The sequence below is a fragment of the Rubripirellula amarantea genome (assembly GCF_007859865.1).
Lineage (GTDB): Bacteria > Planctomycetota > Planctomycetia > Pirellulales > Pirellulaceae > Rubripirellula > Rubripirellula amarantea.
The window spans coordinates 1057183-1077516 of sequence record NZ_SJPI01000002.1 but is presented as its reverse complement, the minus strand read 5'-3'; the positions used below and the strand labels follow the sequence as shown (position 1 = coordinate 1077516).

Below are 20334 nucleotides of genomic sequence, written 5' to 3'. Positions count from 1 at the left end.
GAGTCAAGAGGACCCAGCTGTGCCAATGGCCCTGGAATAGGTTCCGGGCGGAACACCAATGAGCCGTTTGAAATGCCGCGTGAAGTGCGATTGGTCCGTGAAACCGACGGCGTAGGCGACATTCGCCGGAGTCTCACCGGCCATCAGCATCTGCTGCGCGCGACGCACTCGGACTTGAGAGAGATAGACCTGGATAGGCATGCCGACCTCTTTGGAGAAGACGCGGCTTAGATACGGGGCAGAAGTCCCTGCCAATTCAGCGAGTTCGTGAAGCGAGACGTTCTCATTGAATCTCGCTTCCAAGCTGTCCTGGACTCGGCGGATGTTCGCACGCTCTTCCTTCATTGGTATGTCGGGCAATGATGCGTGTCGAACCAGGACTTCACAGATTGCATCATAGAACGCAGATTCCTGATCCAATTGCGAAGCTCCGTCGTCCATCGCCCGGTGAGCCTGCAAAACGAGTTCTGCAAGTTGAGAATCGTCGATGACCGGAGGCAGCAACAAGGGTTCGATATCACCATTGCGGTCAAACGCTTTTACGATGCTTGCGATGACGCTTGGGGCAGCATAGAGATACCGCCATGCCCCTGTCGCTGAGCACGTATGCGCCTCATTGGGGTGGATGACAAGTAGCTTTCCCGGTCCAGTGTGGTATCGCTCGCCCCGATAGAAGAACGTGCCCGTCCCGCCTTCGGAGACGCCCAGTTTGTATTCGGGGTGTGAGTGACGCGGCCAAGTGTGTTTGACCGACTCCCACTGATGGACCGTAATTTTGTCGTCAGCAGAACCGCGAACTTTGAAATGCTTCACCTTGAATTCGGAAGCCATCCTATCCTCGCTGGCGATTAAACAACTTGAAACCTGACAGGCAGTCTACGTCGCACAGTTGGCGCGAACAACCAAACGCTGGCGTAGTGGACGAGGCCACGAGTCCCTCCACTGGTTATCGAAAATCGGACTCGTTCGGCTACCGTCGTCGATGACGTTGTCGTTCATAGACGTTACTGCGAGCGAAGTGATTTTCTGACCACGTCGCCCAATACACGCATCGCGTCTTCAGCTTTCTCCGTTGGAACAAAGAGGTGGTCATGGAAGTAGGCTGAGAATGCATTGACGCTGATGCCCTGCTGAGCGAGTTTTTCAGTAACGACGGCAAGGAAACCGATAGCCTCGAGGCTGGAGTGCACTTTGAGAGTGATCTTCCTGCAAGGAAAAGTGAAGTCGAGACGGTTCGCTTCCGCTTCGTCCTTGGCAAGAATCAGCGTCAAACCCTCCTCTTCAAGAAACTGACCGACGGGGGAAAGGCAAAGTTCGGACGCAACTGCAGGTTCCAATGAGCAAAACACATATTCGCCATCTTGCAGTTCCGGTCGCATGTTTTGCAGCAACTTCAGCAGATTCGCTTCTCCGTTCATTTGTTCTACCATCCTGTTCTTGCAGCGTTTGGAGTCTGTCGCACTGTGCTCGCCTTTTGCATCATCTGCGTTGTCGGTTGGTGTTCTGATAAGGGGAAGCTGCAAAATTCACGTTGCCTTTGTATTTAGCTTACCAAAACAGTCTGACCAACTCTGGTGACTACGACCCGCGGCTTGCCGGAAGTGCCTTTCGTTGTTCGCTTCTCCGTTGCGTATGCCTGCCTGATGAAAGCGATGCGAACAGGTGACGTGTCAGCGGTGACTCCCTTCCGATATTCTCGCCTGCTGTTTGGCGTCGGCTTGGGAGTCTTCTGGTTTCAAGAAACTCTCAGCTCGCAAATGATGGCGGGTTCCGCACTGATTATTGTTTCGGGGCTGATCATTATCAGCCGCCGCTCCTGACTGCTGATTCTTTGCGACCTGAAAGGCGCTCAGATCACAAACGATCCAATTGCTGTCCGTTGACTCAAGCATCATCTGGACCGGCGAGAAGAATTTTCATTGTGTAATCCATTGTTTCAAGTTGAAATCTAATGGGTTGCCTCCGTTTCCAATTTGCAACGATTACTGGGACGCTTCCTTCAACTTTTGCAACTCCTGCAAGGTAGCCATGCCAACCTCTTTCGCCGACTGGGGGTTCTGACCTGTTACCAATCTCTGATCGACAGCAACATGCTCGGTAAAAGGAGCAGATTTTTCAAACTTCCCCCCACGCTCAATGAGTTTGTCCTCCAACATAAACGGAACAACGTCTTCGAGTCCGACCTTGACTTCTTCTTCGTCGGTGAAGCCATTTACTTTTTTCCCGTCTACAAGATACGTTCCATCGCTCAGTTTGATATTCACAAGACCAGCCGGTCCGTGACAAACGGCGCTCACGACACCATTGTTCTCATAGATCGTTTTTGCGATCTCCGCAATTTCAGCGTTGTCAGCGAAGTCCCACATGGCTCCATGTCCGCCTGCATAGTGAATCGCGACATACTCATGCGGATTTACTTCGCTTGGCTTTTTTGTGTTTTCAATTTTGGTGCGGTACACGTCATCGTCCCAAAACTTTTTGTTAATTGGATCATCCATGTCAAAGGCATCCATGGGTGCTTTTCCGCCTTGGGGACTGACGAAATCAATTTCGTATCCAGCCGAATGCAAGACTTCCCACGGGTGAGATACTTCTCCCAGGTAGTAGCCAGTCTTTTCGCCGGTGTCCCCTTTTTTGTCATGGCTAGTCACAACAAAAAGCACTTTCCCTCCTCCTCCGTTCTCGACTTCTGTCTTTTGGGTTGTGGTTGATTCACCTGATTCGTTCGTACAGCCTGAGAAAATCAAGGCGAATGTGGCGAGTAGTAGTGTTGCAGTTTTCAAATTGCTTGACCTGTTTAGTTTGGTTTCAGAATGGGTTAAAAAATTGTTGTCGTACGTGTGTACAGTTTGGTGTGTTTACAGCCTGAGGGAAAAGTTGACCGGAAACTGGTTAGCGTCGCGCGTGTTCTTGGGCATCGGCGCGTTTGGCTTCCTTGTGTTCTTCTTCGGTGATCCCGAGCTTCCAATAGCTTGATAGATAAAGCTGCTCCTTCCCAAGTCCACGCGTGCCCTTGAGGTACGTGCGAAGCCCCTGCATGGTCCCAAACTCGCTTGCGGCCCACACAAAGGGATGCCCCTCCTTCCACTCGAAGTCCTCAACTGCCTGGCGGAGCAGTTCGGGGTGCTTGCCCGGATGCGGATTGATGAGCCAATGAATTTCGATGCCTTGCGGAGCATCCAGAAGTTGTTTGTCCTCCTCGGAGAGGACTTCGATGAACGCGGCACCCCGCGCATCGCGGGGCATCGTCTTCAGGTTGACGCTCAAGGCGGGCAAAGCTGCGAGGTCTCCAGCCAGCAGGAACCAATCCGCCACTGGATCAACCAGCGTGCCGGGACCTGGGCCACCGACAAGGATGGATTCCCCAAGCGGACATTCCTGCGCCCACGTTGCAGCGAGGCCTCCGTCACCGTGGATAACAAAGTCGACGTCGATTTCCTCTTCACGCTGCTTGCGAACCGTGTAGGTCCGGAGCTTCGGGCGCTTTCCATCACTGGGAAACATGAGCTTGATGTACGAGCCTTCCGCTCCAGCAGGAAACGTCGCCATTGATTCGCCACCGAAGGTAAGACGCAAAACATGCGGGCTGATCTTCTTCTTGCAAAGCACCGTCAAAAGGCGGGGGTTGGGTCGCTTCATGTTCGTCCTTTGTGATTGAATGGCTTGATCTTCACGAGGCCCTTATCGCAGCCGAACGACGACGTCACTCCCCGCGAGTACCCGCACATCGTAGGCGGCTACTGGCGAAAGATGCATTGACTGAATTGCCCCGCAGGTCGGACGCCGCAATGGTGCCGAGCGGCTCACTTCCCTTCCCGTAGCTCGCGGGCAACGGTGAGGTAGTAGTTGCGAGCGGTTGCGTTGACCATGTTGCGAGCCAACTTCGTCAAAGCATCGGCTTTGATTTGTTTTGCATCGCGGTCGTTCCTGTCGAGGGCCAATAGATGGTCTGCAAGCTGCGCGGCCCATTGGTTGTCATCGTTAAGGAGCGCGTCTTTGGCCGCAGAGAGCAGTTTCTCTTTTCCACCCGCCAACTTGGCAAGATGCTCTGCTTCTGATTTCAGCGTTAGGCGAAACAGATTGGATGGGTTGCCGTCGAACCAGCCAAAGTATTGGCTGAAGACGGTCCGCACGCCCCATTCGGGATGCCCGTAGAACGGTTGCAAATAGTCTTTGCTGGCGAGGTGTTCAGGAAGCTGCACGTACTCAACCAACTCATCCGGCGTCATTCCCTTGTTCATTCCCTCGACGGTTTTGTCGTGGATGAACTGAACGGCATCACGGTAATCGCCGAGGACTTGTTTGACTTCGCCCGCTCCGATAATCGGCTTGGTGTGGCCACCGACCAAGGCAACCGCATTGTTGGCAGACATTTTATTGAGGCTGTCGGCCCACAGGCGAACGCTGCGGTTGGGAGTTCCTCGGATTGCGTACAAGTTTGGAAACGATCGGTAGAAATTGTCGCCAGCGAAGAGTACTTTGCCAGCCGGATACCAGACGAACAGTTCGTCGTTGGTCTCACCGGGAGCTGACACGAGTTCAAGTTCAACTCCGGCCACTTTGATCGTCTGCCGCTCTCCTTCGAGTAGATGTGACGGTTTCGACTCCGCACCTGACGCGAATGCGTGGCCGCCGCTCTTGGGGTATCGAACCGGGGCGACGCCGTTGTTGATCCGTTGCTCCGGTGGCAACTTGAATCCAGCTTGCCTTGCTGCTCGAACTGATTGAAACGTAACACCGGCATCCGTCAATGGACGGTATTCGCTTCCAAAGTTGTTGTGAGCCCAGATTTGCGGTCGCTCTGTTCCAAGAAACGAAGTCACGCCGCCGGTATGATCACCATGTGAGTGCGTAAAGATGATCGCCTTGACCGGTTTGTCGGTGATCTTGCGAAACTCCGCCACGATACGGTCGGCGTCGTCTCGGGTCATACCCGTATCGACAATGACAACGCCATCCTCACCAACGATCATTGAAACGTTGGCGGGGCTGAAGCCGACAGCGACGTGGACGTTGTCGGCGACTTTGACGACTTGCTCTTGGAATTGGACGCCCTGGTTTCGCAGCCGCTGAGTTGCGTTGGTCCCTTCCTGAGCAACGCCGACGCTGACACCGGACAGGACAAGGCAGAGAGAGAAGATGATCTTGTTCATAAGACTATTCCTTTGGAAATGTGTTTGGTTACGTTTTTCTGCATCTTTCGCAGAACGTTTTGCGTCGCTTCCAGCTCCGACTTCGAGATGCCCTTGAGCGTGGTCTTTCGCAAGTCGTCTAACAGCGGAAGGACGGTTTGAAGTTTTTGCTCGCCGCGGCGAGTCAATCCGACCATCACGATACGAGCGTCTTCATTCGATACGCTCCGCTCAACAAACTTCTGGTCGACGAGTCGATCCAACTGGCGTTTGACCGTCGTTGGATCACGAATCATCAGCGACGCCAACTCATTCATGCGCAGCGACTGGCCGGCATCCGACAAAGTGATCAGCGTCTGCGTTTCCTCGGGTGAAAACGGCCAACCAGCACTCTTCAGCACCGAAGCCATTTCCGAACGGATCAGATAGGCAACACGCCCGATCGCGAATCCGGGCGAGGATTCCGAGTCAAACTGCATGTTCGCCTCCGTGTGAATCCTGAATCGAGACGGACAGTGTTTCCGCAGAGTCTTGGGGCCCAGCAAAGATCGGGCGATACCAATCAAAGTAGCAGTAAATCAGCAGAGCACAGGCTGCGAAATCGGGAATCCCGATGACGAGGTATTGATGTGCAAAGAAGATGACGTACAGCAAGATATTGAACGCATAGGGCAGTGCCATCAGGATCGCGAGTGGCGTTGTCCGAGGGAAGAACATCAGTCCGCCAGCGACCGTCTTGAGAAAGCCAACCCAAAAAATCAGGTAGCCAGTTTTCTCAAGCGCGAGCATGAATTGATCGAGCTCAGTTGGCGGATCGCCCACCGGGTACCCATTCATGCCGAAACCCATCGTCATGATCCCGGTTCCGACAAGGAACAACGCAAAGAGTATCCGCACGACGAAGGCCAGACGCGGGAGTCGAACGCTGCGTTTTTCTAAAGAGGGCATATCACTCGATTCAGTCGCGGACGAGGCCTGTAGCTGTATAGTACAGCTATAAGTCGGTGAGTCAATGCTTACGAAGAAGAAACATTCGCCGAATCACACAATCGCGTATTTCGATTTCGCGTCAAAATTGGCGGGCAACAAACACGAGAGTGCAGCTACTCCTTGAACGAATCAAAAGGTGCTGAGTCAGCGGGGTTCAGCGGGCGATAGAAATTGCCTTCGCTTGTGCCGGTTTGAGCGACCGCGTTTCCGCCGTCTGCGAACGTGATGATGTTGTCCGTGATCACTGAATTTGACACGTTGTGAAGTTTGACAACCGTTTGGGTCTGGATGGTATCGACGGCGTTGTGGGAGAAGACCAGATTGCGAGCATTCTCGATGTTGATGAAGGCGCGGCCGTTGGGTTGCTCGTCGACGGTTCGAGTCTTCGTTCGCGAATCAAGTTCTTGCTTGATGGTGTTTCCCGTCATCACAAGGTTCTGCGACGATCCAACATGGACGAAGCCTCCGAAAGCGGCTGCGCCCGTCGAAAGCTTCCAGTTCAGCAACGTATTGTTGTTGATCGTGGTCTGCTGGGCGTCCTTGATCACGAAACACTTGCTGACATAGGCAAATCCGTTATCGTTCAATCCGGAAGAGGTCACTTCACCTAGCGTGATCCCCGTTTCCAGATCGGCAAAGCAGTTATTCTTGATCATGCAGATCGGGTTGTGCCCCTGCATTCGGATTCCATAGACCATCTGCGCAAACCAGCTATCGGTGATGAAGCACACATCGCAGTACTCGGTTTCGATTCCTGAATAGAGATCGGTGAAGACGCAACTGTTGACCCGCAGCATTTCATTCTTGCCGGGACCCTTGGGGAAGAAGAGAGCTCGCTGGCCTTCCTTCTCCGCATCCTTGTACCTTCCCTTGGAGGGATACCAGTTGAGACCGCGGAAGTTGGGTTCATCGCCCCGAAATCGGCTGTACCCATTGGCAGTGTCAACGTCTGTGTTGTTGTAGCCCACAAAAGTCATGCCCTCCACCTCGACCTTGGAATCGAAGTGATCCCACGGGGACTCGCCGGAAGGAAACGACTTCGAGTGTGAGGCTCGACGGAACGTGATGCAGTTCGGACCGGTATTCTTGCCGAAGCGAAAGATCGTGCCACTCTTCAGGTTCATCCCAAAGATATCGAGCCCGCCGTGAGCGGTTCCTTTGAGCTTCAAGCAAACCATCTTCACCGTGATCGGTGCGTCGATGGAGTAAACACCAGGCAGGAAAACGAACTCCGCCGACACATCACCCAGCGCCGCGGTCCGGTCAAAGACTTCTTGCAACGCGTTCGACACATCTCGCTCGCCAGTGTTGTCGAGGTGGTATTCAAACTCGCCCTGATCGGTCAGCACCTCTACGGTGGCAAAACGGTCTTCGGTGACTTTAAGTTCCTCAAGTGGCTGGATCGGCTTTGCCAATAGTGAGGACGGCAGTGCCGAAAAGAAGGCGACCGTCATCAGGCAGCGTAGTGTTGTGTTCATCGACAATTTTTTCCTCTAGCGAAAACGGCGAACCGGCACTCTTCAGGACCGCAGCCAGTCCCGAACGAATCAACAAGGCAACGCGCCCTATTGCAAATCCAGGCGAGGTTCTGAGTAGAAGTGGATGTTCGTCTCCATGCAAATCGTGAGACGATACGGGCGTCGGCTCCGCAAAGATCGGACGATACCACTCAAAATAGCAGCAAATTAGTAGTGCACACGCTGCGAAGTCGGGAATCCCGACGACATAGTGTTGCTGAGCAAAGAAGATCACGTACAACAAGATATTGAACGCATAGGGCAGCGCCACCAGGATCGCGAGTGGCATTGTCCGCGGGAATAACATCAGCCAGCCAGCGACCGTTTTGAGCAAGCCAACCCAAAAGATTAGGTAGCCAGTTTTCTCAAGCATGAGCATGAATTGATCGAGTTCACTCGGCGGATCGCCCACTGGATACCCAATCACGCCAAAACCCATCGTCATGATCCCGGTGCCGACAAGGAATAATGCGAAGAGTATCCGCACAACGAAGGCGAGTCGCGGGAGTCGAACGCTGCGTTTTTCTAAAGTGGGCATATCACTCGATTCAGCCACGGACGGGGATGTAGCTGTGTTTTGCAGGTATAGATCGGCGAGTCAATGCTGAGGGTGGAAAAAACAGACGCCGGATCACTCAGCCCAATATTTCGGATGGTCTAAAGCTTTGGAGCAGCGGACGGTTCCCTTGCAGTTTTCGATCATTCTGGGCGTCAGCTCCGTCACCATCCACGCGTCTGCGTTTCGAGGTGGGATTGGGTAGGTTGCCTGGAGACCCTGGACGCCTGCGGGCTGGAACCCGAATCGCGAGTAGTAGTCGGGATAGCCAAGAACAAAGACGAGGTCGACGCCACATTCTTCCAATTGGCGTAACCCGGATTCGATCAAGCGACCGCCAATCCCCTGACGTTGTCGATTTTGCACTATCGCCAGCGGTGCGAGAATCCTTGCACTGACTTGGCCAGGGTCCGGTTCGATGCTCGCGGACGTAAAAAGAAGATGCCCGACGAGTTCGCCATCCGATTCAGCGATCAGCGACAGCATTGGCTCGCCGGAAGCGTCATCGAGCATCTCATCGACGAGCTTGGCGATCACTTCCCCATCGCCTTCGCCAAATGCATCCATGTGGACCGCAAGAATCGAATCACGATCCTGCTCGTTGGCGTTGCGAATCTTCACTTCCGCTTGTGTCATGGTTGGCGGGTGCTTTACGAGTTGCGGCGAAGCAGCCCTAAGGTTCAATCGTTGTGAGCGAAACCGTCTGCGCGGCCCGCTTCATTCTCACGTCAGCCGTGACGAGCAGTGTTATTCCTGCCGAGTTCATTGCACCTAGATGCAGACCTTCCAGCGAACGTAATGGAACTGGAGACGTGATCCCCACGCATCGGTCTAGAACTTGGCAAGAAAACGTTGTCGCTTTGGCATCAATCGCAATCGAGATATAGCGTTGCTCGTCGGCATGCCGCATGAAGGACTGGAAAAGAGACTTCGCTGCACCCACCTGAATCTCATTTCGCTTTTCTTTCGCTACGAGCGCGTAATACAGTTCGACAAAATGCAGCGTGCTAACCGCGATTCGTTCTGGTCTGGAGATCAGAAGTCGGCGGTAGTCACCCGAATCCGATTCAGGCGCGTACAGCTTCAGCAGCGCTGACGTATCCCAGTAGATTGCACTGGTCATCGCTAGAACCGGTCGGCACGTGAGTCATCCCAGTACTCCTGGGGTGTTACGGCGGCATCACCGCACGCAGCAGCGTTGGCTTCAGCTTCTAGCTCAGCGGCCCACGTTGTACGATTCTCCAGCATTTCATCAAGCAGGTCACTGTTGGCCTCGTCATGCGAAAGCACCTGCCCAACGTTGGACTCAGGGGCATCAAGAACACTCTGAGACTTCGTCGAAGCACGATGTTCGCCGACACGTTGCGTCAACCAAACCAGCAACTCTCGCTGTTGCTCGGGAGGCAAAGAGGCTGCCGCAGCTTCGATTTGACTTAAGTTTTCCATGACTCTATTTTCATCTGTCGTCTGCCACATTGCAAGTCAGTATTCTTGCGTGTCTGTGCCACAGAACTTAGTTTCGCCAAGGAGCCTGTCGCATCTGCTTGTCGATACCCAAAACAAACTGCCTGACGCATTTGACCGTCGAATTGAGATCAGCGACGTCGAGTGACAGTGTGACACCTTTCTTATTTCGCCCATTTCGATGCACGATATGATGGCGTTTGTCAATTGATTTTTGCAAAACGCGAAGGTCTTCTTCACTTGGGAACTGTACTCGCAGAACGGTCTCAAACATCTTTTGCACCACGAAAAGGTTGTGATAGATTACATCCAAAAGATACTTTTTGACGTTGTTCGTGGCGTTGATGTCCCAGTCGACGATTTCCGCGATGCTGTACTTCTTTTCCTTGAAAGCCGGCGTTGTCAGCATCACCGAGTTCCGCAGTTCTTTCGAGGGAACGACAGTGTTAATGAAAGAATCTGACAGATACGTTTCCATTGAAGCAATCAATCCCGCGTGAATCAGTCGGTAGAGAGCCTGCTGTGAGTCTTCATCGGCGATTTGGACGAACACCAACTTCGACAAGCTGGCGACTGACTCTTCAAATGTTTCAAGGTAAGTCACATTGCCGGCGACTGACTCGCTCAAGGCTTCCTGAATCAGCGTGTCTCTCGCAATTCGGTTGCACTGTGGGCAAGTGCGCCGATTAACGCGATTCTGAACGGACTCTGACCAAACATGATCAGGATTGACGTCGCATTGCCACCAGAACTTCTTAGCGCTCTGTCGTCGGACATCGAAAGGAGTGTCCGGAACGTTCTTGGTCGCGTGCCAGGACTTTGCAATCTCAGGTTCAACAGTTGCAAGGCACGTTTTAGAATCCGCTAAATGTCCACTGCAATAAGGGCAACCCGATCCTTTCGTTCGTTGCCAGACGTAAGCCGACCAGACATGTTCGTGGTCTTCTCTGCATTGCCACCATACTTTCTTTCCGCTGCCAGGCCCCAAGCGCTTTGGGTCCATTGTCTCGTTCTTCGTCGGATGCCACTCCACCATTAGCTCGGGGTATCTTGCGGCAACGGATTTTTCAAACGAAATTTTGCTTGGCCTTCCAGATGTATCAGGAGCACATTCTGGGCGAGGATGTTTTCGGCGAACTTGATTCTTTACAGACGATTGCCACTCGTGCGCTGGTTCATCAGGACATTGCCACCAGACAACCAATTCTGACCCTTGAGAAATTCGATCGGGATCGAAGTCGACGTTTTTCTCTGCATGCCAAAATGCAAGTAAATCAGGATGTGATTTGCTAACCGGTAGTTTGCCTCGGCGCAGTCTAGGAGAACCAGGCTTCGATGAACTGCGTTTTCGATTTTTACTTGACTTTCCTTGGCAAAATGGGCAGTTCTTTCGGCCATCTGTTCGCGTCTTGACCATTGCGGTCCATTCATGAGCGGCATCTTTCTGACACTGCCACCAAACGGACTTCTCGCTACGGTTGGGAACACTCTCGGGTAATAAGTCTCCATTCTTGGTTGGATGCCACTCGGCGGCGACGTCGGGAGATTTAGCTGCCACGGACATTTGCAGTCGTCTGCATTCAGGGCAACCACTAGACCCAATGGCTCGACCTGCAACCGTCGCCTGCCACTCATGATGACTGTTGACTCTGCATTGCCACCATACCTTTTTATTCGATTGAGGCGCAAGTTCACTTGGCTTCAACTCTTCGTTCTTGTCCGGATGAAACTCACTAGCCACTTCAGGATGTAGCGTTTCAATCGAGTCTTCGACAACAACTCGGCGTCCTGAGCAATACGGGCAACCGTGGCCCTCATAGACTCTGGCTCGAACTTGTGCTTGCCATTCGTGACGAGAGTCTTTTTTGCAACGCCACCAAACTCGGTAGCTGCTATTGGACGGAAGCTGATCTAGGCTGAGCGACTCGTTCAGCGTTGGATGCCACTCTTCGGCCAACTCGAGGTCGTGCGAAACCAAGAGTGGTACGTGAATTCCAGCTTGTTGTAGCGTTTTCATAGACTTCCGATTCCGATTTTGTGCCATACAAGACGACAAGGCTGTTTGGCAACGCGTTCGCTTCGATCAGCAATTTTCCTAACACATTCTAAGAGGAGACCGGGGGTTCTAACACCGCAAGCACGCCTTCGCTAACTCCGCGCCAAAAGCACAAGAATGCAACTACCGTCGTCGATGACGTTGATGCCGGCTTCGCGTGCGGATTGGCTGGCCTGCTCGTGTTCCGCTCCGGGCTGCATCCAAATGTGCTTCACGCCGGCTTCGATGGCTTCGGCAATGACTTGCCGGGTGACTTCTGGTGGCGTGATGATTGACAGTGCTTCGGGGATGATGGGAAGGTCCGCGATTTTCGGATAAGCCTTGTGCCCTTCGATCTCTTCGGTGACCGGGTTCAGTGGATATGTCTCACGGCCAGCACCCAGGAGTGCTTTGAAAACCTTGTAACCGTACTTGTGCGTGCGGGCCGAGGCACCGGCGACCGCGTATGTCTGCGCGGAGAGAAAATTTTCGATCGAGTTCATGGTGGTGAGTCTCTTAGTGGTTTCTCGACACGTGCTTACGACGAAACATGGTGCGCGTGCTTGTTTGTCTCGAGAGGCAGATTCTACGCGAACCACCGCGTTACGAAAGCGTCCATCGCTCAGAACACGTAAGCAGCATCCTCTTTAGAAGCTTGTCATGAGCGTTGAACGAGTGGTGAATGGTGTTATATGGTCAGCGAGTTGGTGAAGGCGGTCCAATTAGTCGCGACATTCCATCGTCTCTTTTTTGGAGTCGTTCCCAGCTAGCGTCGGGTAGTCGATGTATCCTTGCGGTCCCGGCGTGTAGTACGTGGCGTCATCGGGATCATTGAGTGGTGCGTCGTCGCGCAGACGTACTGGCAAGTCGGGATTGGCAATGAACTTTTGCCCGAACACGATTGCGTCAGCTTCTCCGTTGCGAATCGCCGCTGCCGCCGTTGGCTTGTCGTAACCACCATTGGTCAATAGCACACCATTGAACGCTTGGCGAATATGAGGTGTTACGCGAGGGGCGTACGCATTGAAGAGACGTCCTGGACGTATGGCTTCGGCTGTATGCAAGTAGGCCAAGTTGAATTCGTTCAGCATCCGTGCAGCTTGCGTGTACAACCCAACCGCGTCGATATCACCCATCCCGTTGCCATTCATGGTCGGACTCAAACGAAGTCCAGTGCGGTCGGGTGACCATGCGCCGGTGACCGCCTGCACGACTTCTTTCAGAAAACGCAAACGATTCTCGATCGAGCCGCCATAATCGTCGTCGCGTTGATTCGATGAATCACGCAAGAACTGGTCGATTAAATATCCGTTGGCTCCGTGAATCTCCACACCATCAAAGCCAGCATCTTTCGCACGCTCGGTTGCGATGGCATAGTATTCCACGATGTGGCGAATTTCTGATGGGCTGAGCGACCTTGGAATGACGTTGAGCTTCTTTCCGTTGGGTGTGTGAGCCTCACCTGTTGCCGCGATTGGGTAGGGCCTACGGGAAGGGCACCGCCCTGGAAATCCGGGTGAGACACTCGGCCCAGATGAGAGCCGCGCTGGCTCGTTGCCGGTAGTACTCTGCCATCATCGCGCGGGGAAGTAGGCGAGTTAGCCATCGGGTTCTTTGCGTCGCCCATGATGCATAAGCTTCCCGACTTGATCCGACGTTATCGTGCCGTCTAGAGGATCTGCCAGATCGTGCCGATCGTCGAGGGCTCAGGCGTCCAAGCCGGTTTATCGAGGGCGTCGTACCAGTCTCGCCAAGTCATGTTGGGAAGTTTGAAGAGTGAGAGGTGAGGTGTGAAATGTTCGAACGTGGAGTCTGTCGCCATCCAGGACGTTTCGCATTGTACCGGATTGTCGACGTTTGGCTTCCGGGCGATTGACGAGCAGGATGCTCCGGCCGAGATGCACCGGCAGTGGACGGGATCGCAGCGGGCTACGCTTGAACGTTCGCTACGACTAGCGGTGACGTGATTAAACGCCAGAACGAAATGAGCGAACCCAGCGTGAATTGGTGCCCAGGACATCGGTCACGATCTCCCTGGTTTCCTCAATCTCAAACGGGTCGTGTTCGAGTTCGTGTTCGAGCAGCTCCAGCTTCTTGCGAATCAGATAACCCTGCATGCGTTGGTAAGGTCGGATTTGTCCGGTGCGGATGAACGTGCCGACTTCTAATCGACGACTCCAATCTTCCCACACCGGCAACCAGAACAACGCGTGATCGACTTGGCCACTGTTGGCAGCCGACAAGCACTCGGCCCGCGCCATGCTGATCTCCTCCAGACACTCGTCAGGCGAAGGGTAATAGGCGTAGCACGCCACCACGCTGAGCGCAATCAACCCGGCCAACATCGTCGCTCCGATCACGCCCGGGGGGACGATGATGTCCAACCCCCGGCGCGGTGCTGCGTCTTCGTTTTGCATCGACGATGCGAACGATCCCGCTTTGGCACCGGCGATCAGCGACGCTTCGTCGATCTTCAACAGCCGAAACAACACCCCGAACACGGCGACAATTCCCAAGACGATCAACGAAGCGATCACGCTGATGTCCATTTCTTTGGCCACCATCTCGCTGATCGTCGCGACGCTGAGATTGTGGTACGCGGATAGCGGGTTGGCGTATACGTCGAACGCGTGAGTATGACCGGCTGGTTCGACGCCCGGCGGGACAAGCGGTTTGTTGATCGCGTACGACAACCCCAGCACGATCAACAGCAACGATGCAAACCACATCGACGCGGTCTTCCAACCGTAATGACGTCCGAACCAAAGCGGCGTGGCGAAGTTCATGCCTGCGCCCAGAATCAACAACGTGAACGAAGCGCCCGGCGAATTGGCATGTTGAAACATCATTCCCATCTGACTCATCGCTAACATCGGCGTCGCGTAAACGGGCACAGCAACAAACAACATCGTTAGCGGCGCCCACCAATCGTCTCGTTCAACAGAGTGCTGCATCGCCCCGTAAGGCAATACGGCAGCCAGCACAGCGAGTCCCGAAAACGCGATAAGCGTGATCAACAGAGGCACGCCAGTGGCACCGCGTGCGAAGTGAACCATGGTGGCAAAGACGCGGCGGAGACCGATGAGGTGGTCGGTTGTGTTTGGGTCGGTTGTATTTGGAGCAGTTGGCTCGGCGGGAGCCTCGCCCTCCCTTTGTTTTGCGAATGTGTCCCAGAATAGGCCTAGGGCTGTGACGACGATCAACGACCCGAGTGCGAACAGGATGATCACCAAGGGGCGACTGAGCGTCAGTCCGTACAGCAGCGACAACGGATTGAACAACGGCGCCGACAAGGCGAACGCGGACATCGCGCCGGGTTTCACTTTCGCACGCCGCATCTCAAACAGAATCGGCAATACGCCAATCGAACAAACCGGCAACAGCATGCCGACCAGCCACGATTGCGGCAGCGAACGCCATCGGTCACCACCAAACAACCGACGTGTCCCTGCGGCACCGAGGTAATAACGCAAAACGGACGCGATTAGTAGCCCGACCAACAGTGTCGGCGCGGCTTGCGAGAATCCTTGCAGGACACGAATCAGTCCGCCCACAAACATGATCGAAACGGATTGGTTCATGAATCTGTCTTTACAAAGAGAGGCAATTGTTCAGGGATCTTCTTCGCCGTTTGGTCAATCAATTCGCAAAGCGATTCCAGCTGCTGTCGATTTCCTTCGCTCCACTCGCCATTGGCTGCACGCAAATTCGCGGACAGCGATTCGGATCGTTGATACAGCGGCAACCAGTCGGCTTCGGCCAGGTTCGTGTCCGCAGCGATCTCGGGGATCCAAGACACCAGCTCAACAATCTCGTCCCAGGGATTGGTCTCGTGCGAGTGATCGTCGCCGTAGTCGTGCTTGTGATCATGCAGTGTTAGAGTGTGTTCATTGTCCAGACGCGCGACCCGATCGCGGATCTTCGTCGCCGCGTCTGCCAAACCATTGGGCCAGTGCGACGCGACAACATGATCGTGTTCAAAATGGGACGCTTTGGGTGCTGTGTCCGTTTCGCAGCCCAACATCAGCAACAGCAGCAAGAGTGGGAAAGATTTCCAGCCACTCGTTCTGTTTTCACCGCAGGCAAGAAGCCTGTTCCACGCATAAATAGACATCATCGGTACTCCGGTGCGGGGACGGTATCGAGCAAGCAGTCGATCACGGCGTCGACATCATCGTTGGTAGTCAGCAACCGGACCGACAACAACGGGCGAGCGACGTGCAGCACATCGCTGGGCGTGACAAAGTCGCGGCCTTGCAACATCGCCCACGCTTGAGCCATTCGTTGCCACAGCAACATGCCTCGAGGACTAACGCCCAATTGAATTGCCGGGTTCTCGCGAGTCGCTTCAACCAAATCGACCAAATACTCACGCACGCGTGGATGCACACTGATCGTTCGCACTTGTTCTTGGATGTTTGCGAGTTCATTCAGCGATAACGCGACCGCCGATCCCTCATGCGAACCTTGCGCGCGAGATGCCGCTTCCAGAATGTCGATCTGTGAAGCGCGATCGGGGTATCCGATTTTCAGTTTGATCGAAAAACGATCCAGTTGAGCTTCGGGTAGCGGGTAAGCCCCGTGCGAGTCGATCGGGTTCTGTGTGGCGATCACAAAAAACGTTTTCGACAGCGTGTACGGTACCGCGTCGATCGTGACTTGCCGTTCCGCCATCGCCTCCAGCAATGCGCTCTGCGTTCGCGGCGTCGTGCGGTTCAGTTCATCAGCCAACAGCACGTCGGAGAAGACCGGACCTGCGTGAAATTCAAACTCGCGAGTCTTTTGATTGAAAAGATTGAAGCCGGTCACATCCGATGGCAACAAATCCGGCGTGCACTGGACCCTGGCAAGCTTGCCACCGACACAGGCGGCGATCGCTTTGGCCAACGTCGTTTTGCCTGTCCCCGGCAAATCGTCCATCAGCAGATGACCTTTGGCCAACAGACAGGCGACCACCAAGTCGACCGCTTCGGCCTTTCCCAGCAGCACACTGTTGAGCCGGCAACGCAGGGTCTCCAGCGTTTCACCGATGTTTTCGATCGCGATGGAATCTTCGAGCGTGTTCATGCGGTGACCTTCATCGTCAATTGTCGGAGGACTCGGATTTTCAGTTTCATCATCAATTCCTTGGAAACGGCGTGTTCGTGAAAGCGTTCTTGGTCGAGTGCGAATGCCGCGCGATCGGCGGCGTCACAGAATCGTCGAGCGGAATGCTGTAGTTGATCGTGCGCGGATGTGATTGCCAGCAACCAATCGCGTTGCGGCCGACCCGCGACGCGAGGGCAACCGGCATACTTGGCTCGTGCTTGCAGTACTCGCATCGCCAGCGACATGCGACCGCGGGGCCAAACGATTGCCCCGGCGAAATACAGAATGCTGAGTCCGATTTCGATCCAGAACAATCGCGTCGCGAAGACCAAACCCGCAGCAGCGAAAAGCCCTACGGCGTGCGGCCACTTTGCTGCTGCAAACTGTTTCGCAACCAACCAAGTCGATGGCGTGTAGATCGGTTCGCGGTATCCTGGCGTCGGTTCGATTTCAAACCAACGACCATCATCAAGTTGGATCTCTACCCAAATATGAACGTCTTCGGGCAACACGTTGGTGTGACCAGCGGCGATGTCGACGGCCGACGGTCGAACGTAGAACCCCGTCACCAATCGTGAACGCAACCCAATCTCGCGAGCCATCAAGGCCGCGGTGGTAGCAAACAAATGATCGCCACCCCGCCGCGTCCGAAGAAAGTCTTCCACCGCCGTAGTGGATCTTGCCAAAGATCCTTCGGCGATTTCTTCAGCAGATCCCCGTGCGTCGGAATCGAGAGGAAGCTCCGCGGCAGCCGAACGATCAAAAGTGAATTCATCGCGAAGGTGCGAGACAATGGACTGAAGTTTTTCGTATGGGTGGTTTGATTGAGCGGTCCACTCAGCGACATGGGCATTCAGCCTGTCGTTTGCGCCGTTGGTAATTGAACCCTTGCCGTCTGGGATTCGCTCCCACAGTTCGTCCTCCATCACTCGCGTGGCAGCGACGTTCACGACCGTTAGGTGCGGCACTTTTTCGCGACCCGGCATGAAGAACGAACCATCGGCGTCGATCGCGAAAAAGTCTTGGCGGTCGACGTCTTTGATGTGCAGAGCCGACGTCATCATCGGCACTGGCAATCGCGTCGAATTAAGTCGCAGAACCTTCAGCAAGTTCACGTCGGTTGTGAATTTGTCGAAGGCCTTCGTCATTCGATCGCAGAACCAAGCCGCACCCGCGATCTCACGCCGCGTCAACTTTTCGTTGCGGTGCTGGGCTTCGTTCGTCCAGTCCACGCCGTCGAAGGTGTCATAGCGATTCATCGCCAATCGAATTCCTGTCGGGCCAGCCCATTGGATCACCGCTCGCTCCGCTGCGTCGTCCAGATGCAAATGCTTCTGTGCCGGCATGCGGTCGGTTGAAAACGAGCTACCGCCTTTCTCGCTCTTGGCCGTCTTCGTGTGAGCTTCCAGAACTTTGTCAGCCGTCATTCCTTGACGTCGTTCCCACTTGTTCTTTTTTTTGGGTTCGCCGATCGAATCGCTGAACATGTCGAACAAAGTCGACTCGGTCGATTCCAGAAACAGGTCAGACTCCACCGCACCGAACGATTCCGCGTGATCCTGCGCAGCGATCGCGGCATCGCCACTTCCAACGCCGCTACGTGCCGCTGGGTTCGACCACTTCCATCCGCCGCTGGTCGGCATGAACCCGCCAGTCAATCGATGAGATTCACCGAAGAGATCGCGAACGACCAAGCCGCTGGCAATGCAAATCGCGATCGCGACAAAAACCGACAGCGGCCGAACGCCAACTCCGCGGCGCACTTGATGAGCTGCACACAGTTCGATTCGTTCCCAATGATTGGCAACCAAATGCCATACGCAAACGGTCATCCAAGCGATCGCGATCCACACGGAGTGGAAATTGTCCGAGATCGCAACGGCAAACAAAGTTAAGAAGCCCGACGCGACGATCGACATCGCTCTTAGTCGTCCATTGCGTGTTGACAAGACTAATGAGGCGGCACCGAAGGTGGTGAGCGCCGTCATCTCAAACGCAATCGGTGAACCAGCAAAGCGGGCGATGATCGCAAAGAGTACCGGAACTGCAATCGTAGTGGATCTTGTCAAAGATCCCTTCAGAGTGCGATTGCCGACAGGATCTTTGACAAGATCCACTACCAATAGCGTTGCCAACGTTAGCATTTCGGCGGTGAACAGGACTTTTGATTCGATTGGGAACCTCAGCACTGCTACGGCTGCGATTGACAGTAACGCCAACCCGATCGCCTCTTTGGTTCTTCGTTCAAGCGGCTGCGGCGACATCACGTACCTCCCGCCATAGATCGGCCATCGCTGCTTGCAAATCTTCACGCGGCCCAATCACGATTTGCCGTCGGTTGCCACCCGCACGACGCCCGCCGCGTGGATTCTCGATCGTGACGACCACACTTTCGCTTGAAGTGTCGTCGTTGAGTGCACCGGTGATCCGCACGCTCGCATGCGCATGGTTCGGTACGTGGTCACGACATTCTTCGCCATCCATTGGCACACTCGCCAAAGCGTCGAGCATCCGACGTCGACCACCGGAATCAGGTCTGTATTTCAAAAGTTGATCGCCCAAGCGTACACGCGTTTCGATTCGCGATTGATGAAGCGACGACAGCACGCTGGCGGCGGCTCGGATTCGCCGCGCCAAAGCGTCGCGACCAGAATCATTTCGCGTGTCAACAAAGACTTCCAAGGTGACGGACTGAGGCCCACCGCGTTCGGTGACGATCAGTGAATCCGATCGAGCCGACGCGACCCAATTGATATGCTTGGCCGAATCGCCACGACGTAGCGACCGAACCCCGACGAAGTCACCGCTTTGCCCGCCACGACTGCCATCGCCTTGGTCCGCATTGGCTAATCCCACCAGTGGTAACATTCCCGCGATGCGATGCGCGATGGGCCAAACGGTCAGCGATTGAACTTCGCGGACCGGTCGTCGGGCGGTCCAAATTCCGAACGGAAACGAACACGCGACTTGCGGAACCGAGACCGGATAATGGCCTCGCATCGTCGGTGTGACTTCAACGGCATAGTCCGCGACACACAGTGGCGGGACACACGCCAGACCGACGGTGGGCGCTGATTCACTCAGGTCGGTTGTTGAATCGCAATCCAAGTACCCTTCGATTGCCAATCCCCACACGGTCATCGGAATGCGATTGTGTACGCTCAACACCATTCGGCACGAAGCATCTTCGTGAACGGCAGCGGTTTCCGGTTGTAGTCCGCAAACGGTTACGCGAACAGCGATCCACGGCCAAGCCATTCCGATTGCCATGATCGCGGTCAGTGACGCCGCGAGCGTCCAACCAATGGGGCTGAAGTACAACCCGATCATAATGCTGATGGCAGTCGCCAATGCGAACCAGCCGATGGGTTCTTTCAACCAATAAACAAAACGATTTGCCCACGGGCAGAAATCAGTCGTCATCAAACGCGACAACCAACCTTGCTCGTCGGGCGCAGCATGGACAATGGCCATGGGAGCGGACCTTCGGTACCAGGATTCTAAGGGGTCGTGGCGTAGACAGCAGATCTATAACGGAAGTCGATTCAGTAG

At 54.5% G+C, this 20334-nt stretch carries 22 protein-coding genes and 1 pseudogene; 2 read left to right on the top strand and 21 right to left on the bottom strand.

Annotated elements, in window-relative coordinates; translation table 11 throughout:
* Window positions 1-3: 3 nt before the first annotated feature.
* A complete protein-coding gene (locus tag Pla22_RS17445; protein WP_242632135.1) occupies window positions 4-831 on the bottom strand; it encodes a helix-turn-helix domain-containing protein in 828 nt (275 codons plus the stop codon).
* Between the two features lie 173 nt (window positions 832-1004).
* Window positions 1005-1418, bottom strand: coding sequence for an ACT domain-containing protein (locus tag Pla22_RS17440; RefSeq protein ID WP_146516073.1), 414 nt, complete (start codon window positions 1416-1418; stop codon window positions 1005-1007).
* A gap of 156 nt (window positions 1419-1574) precedes the next feature.
* On the opposite strand from Pla22_RS17440, the gene Pla22_RS17435 reads away from it, so the two are divergent.
* On the top strand, window positions 1575-1820 hold the full coding sequence (locus tag Pla22_RS17435) for a DMT family transporter (protein WP_242632134.1): 246 nt from the start codon (window positions 1575-1577) through the stop codon (window positions 1818-1820).
* 162 nt (window positions 1821-1982) lie between these two features.
* Here the strand turns inward: Pla22_RS17435 and Pla22_RS17430 are convergent, their stop codons facing one another.
* The 14 genes and pseudogenes from Pla22_RS17430 to Pla22_RS25975 all read right to left on the bottom strand — a co-directional run bounded on the left by Pla22_RS17430 (window position 1983) and on the right by Pla22_RS25975 (window position 13453).
* Window positions 1983-2783, bottom strand: a complete 801-nt coding sequence (locus Pla22_RS17430) for a type 1 glutamine amidotransferase domain-containing protein (RefSeq protein ID WP_207310404.1) — start codon at window positions 2781-2783, stop codon at window positions 1983-1985.
* A 109-nt stretch (window positions 2784-2892) separates the two neighbouring features.
* Window positions 2893-3609, bottom strand: a complete 717-nt coding sequence (locus Pla22_RS17425) for a siderophore-interacting protein (RefSeq protein WP_242632133.1) — start codon at window positions 3607-3609, stop codon at window positions 2893-2895.
* 194 nt (window positions 3610-3803) lie between these two features.
* Entirely contained in the window at window positions 3804-5153 is a 1350-nt protein-coding gene (locus Pla22_RS17420) for an alkyl/aryl-sulfatase (protein ID WP_146516071.1), read from the bottom strand.
* Window positions 5150-5611, bottom strand: a complete 462-nt coding sequence (locus Pla22_RS17415; protein WP_146516070.1) for a MarR family winged helix-turn-helix transcriptional regulator — start codon at window positions 5609-5611, stop codon at window positions 5150-5152. The genes Pla22_RS17420 and Pla22_RS17415 overlap by 4 nt, the downstream gene beginning before the upstream one ends.
* Window positions 5601-6080 carry a hypothetical protein gene (locus tag Pla22_RS17410; protein WP_146516069.1) on the bottom strand — a complete coding sequence of 160 codons (480 nt, stop codon included), beginning with the start codon at window positions 6078-6080 and terminating at the stop codon, window positions 5601-5603. The genes Pla22_RS17415 and Pla22_RS17410 overlap by 11 nt, the downstream gene beginning before the upstream one ends.
* A 155-nt stretch (window positions 6081-6235) precedes the next feature.
* Entirely contained in the window at window positions 6236-7600 is a 1365-nt protein-coding gene (locus tag Pla22_RS17405; protein ID WP_242632132.1) for a NosD domain-containing protein, read from the bottom strand.
* Window positions 7601-7760: 160 nt separating this feature from the next.
* Window positions 7761-8177 (bottom strand): annotated as a pseudogene (locus Pla22_RS17400) (hypothetical protein); the annotation flags it as partial.
* Between the two features lie 93 nt (window positions 8178-8270).
* The gene (locus Pla22_RS17395; protein ID WP_146516068.1) at window positions 8271-8831 is read right to left on the bottom strand and encodes a GNAT family N-acetyltransferase; all 561 of its coding nucleotides are present in this window, start codon (window positions 8829-8831) and stop codon (window positions 8271-8273) included.
* A gap of 37 nt (window positions 8832-8868) precedes the next feature.
* Entirely contained in the window at window positions 8869-9318 is a 450-nt protein-coding gene (locus tag Pla22_RS17390) for a type II toxin-antitoxin system VapC family toxin (RefSeq protein ID WP_146516067.1), read from the bottom strand.
* A 2-nt stretch (window positions 9319-9320) separates the two neighbouring features.
* Window positions 9321-9641, bottom strand: coding sequence for a hypothetical protein (locus Pla22_RS17385; protein WP_146516066.1), 321 nt, complete (start codon window positions 9639-9641; stop codon window positions 9321-9323).
* Window positions 9642-9708: 67 nt separating this feature from the next.
* Window positions 9709-11676, bottom strand: a complete 1968-nt coding sequence (locus Pla22_RS17380; RefSeq protein WP_165440722.1) for a zinc-ribbon domain-containing protein — start codon at window positions 11674-11676, stop codon at window positions 9709-9711.
* 131 nt (window positions 11677-11807) lie between these two features.
* Window positions 11808-12197, bottom strand: a complete 390-nt coding sequence (locus tag Pla22_RS17375; RefSeq protein WP_146516064.1) for a CoA-binding protein — start codon at window positions 12195-12197, stop codon at window positions 11808-11810.
* A gap of 219 nt (window positions 12198-12416) precedes the next feature.
* Window positions 12417-13169, bottom strand: a complete 753-nt coding sequence (locus Pla22_RS17370; RefSeq protein ID WP_146516063.1) for an oxidoreductase — start codon at window positions 13167-13169, stop codon at window positions 12417-12419.
* 194 nt (window positions 13170-13363) lie between these two features.
* Window positions 13364-13453, bottom strand: coding sequence for a tryptophan-rich sensory protein (locus Pla22_RS25975; RefSeq protein WP_390620281.1), 90 nt, complete (start codon window positions 13451-13453; stop codon window positions 13364-13366).
* 31 nt (window positions 13454-13484) lie between these two features.
* Here Pla22_RS25975 and Pla22_RS25295 point away from each other — a divergent pair, with 31 nt between their 5' ends.
* Window positions 13485-13661, top strand: coding sequence for a hypothetical protein (locus Pla22_RS25295; RefSeq protein ID WP_165440721.1), 177 nt, complete (start codon window positions 13485-13487; stop codon window positions 13659-13661).
* Here the strand turns inward: Pla22_RS25295 and Pla22_RS17360 are convergent, their stop codons facing one another.
* From Pla22_RS17360 to Pla22_RS17340, 5 genes are read right to left on the bottom strand one after another with little or no spacing between them, the layout of a single operon-like run.
* Window positions 13662-15275 (bottom strand): permease, encoded by a 1614-nt coding sequence (locus Pla22_RS17360; RefSeq protein ID WP_146516062.1) that lies wholly within the window; start codon window positions 15273-15275, stop codon window positions 13662-13664.
* On the bottom strand, window positions 15272-15811 hold the full coding sequence (locus Pla22_RS17355; protein ID WP_242632130.1) for a hypothetical protein: 540 nt from the start codon (window positions 15809-15811) through the stop codon (window positions 15272-15274). The genes Pla22_RS17360 and Pla22_RS17355 overlap by 4 nt, the downstream gene beginning before the upstream one ends.
* A complete protein-coding gene (locus tag Pla22_RS17350; RefSeq protein WP_146516061.1) occupies window positions 15808-16761 on the bottom strand; it encodes an AAA family ATPase in 954 nt (317 codons plus the stop codon). The genes Pla22_RS17355 and Pla22_RS17350 overlap by 4 nt, the downstream gene beginning before the upstream one ends.
* The gene (locus Pla22_RS17345) at window positions 16758-19046 is read right to left on the bottom strand and encodes a transglutaminase-like domain-containing protein (RefSeq protein ID WP_146516060.1); all 2289 of its coding nucleotides are present in this window, start codon (window positions 19044-19046) and stop codon (window positions 16758-16760) included. Before Pla22_RS17345 ends, Pla22_RS17350 begins: the two co-directional genes overlap by 4 nt.
* Window positions 19027-20256 carry a DUF58 domain-containing protein gene (locus Pla22_RS17340; protein ID WP_242632129.1) on the bottom strand — a complete coding sequence of 410 codons (1230 nt, stop codon included), beginning with the start codon at window positions 20254-20256 and terminating at the stop codon, window positions 19027-19029. The genes Pla22_RS17345 and Pla22_RS17340 overlap by 20 nt, the downstream gene beginning before the upstream one ends.
* Window positions 20257-20334 lie beyond the last annotated feature (78 nt).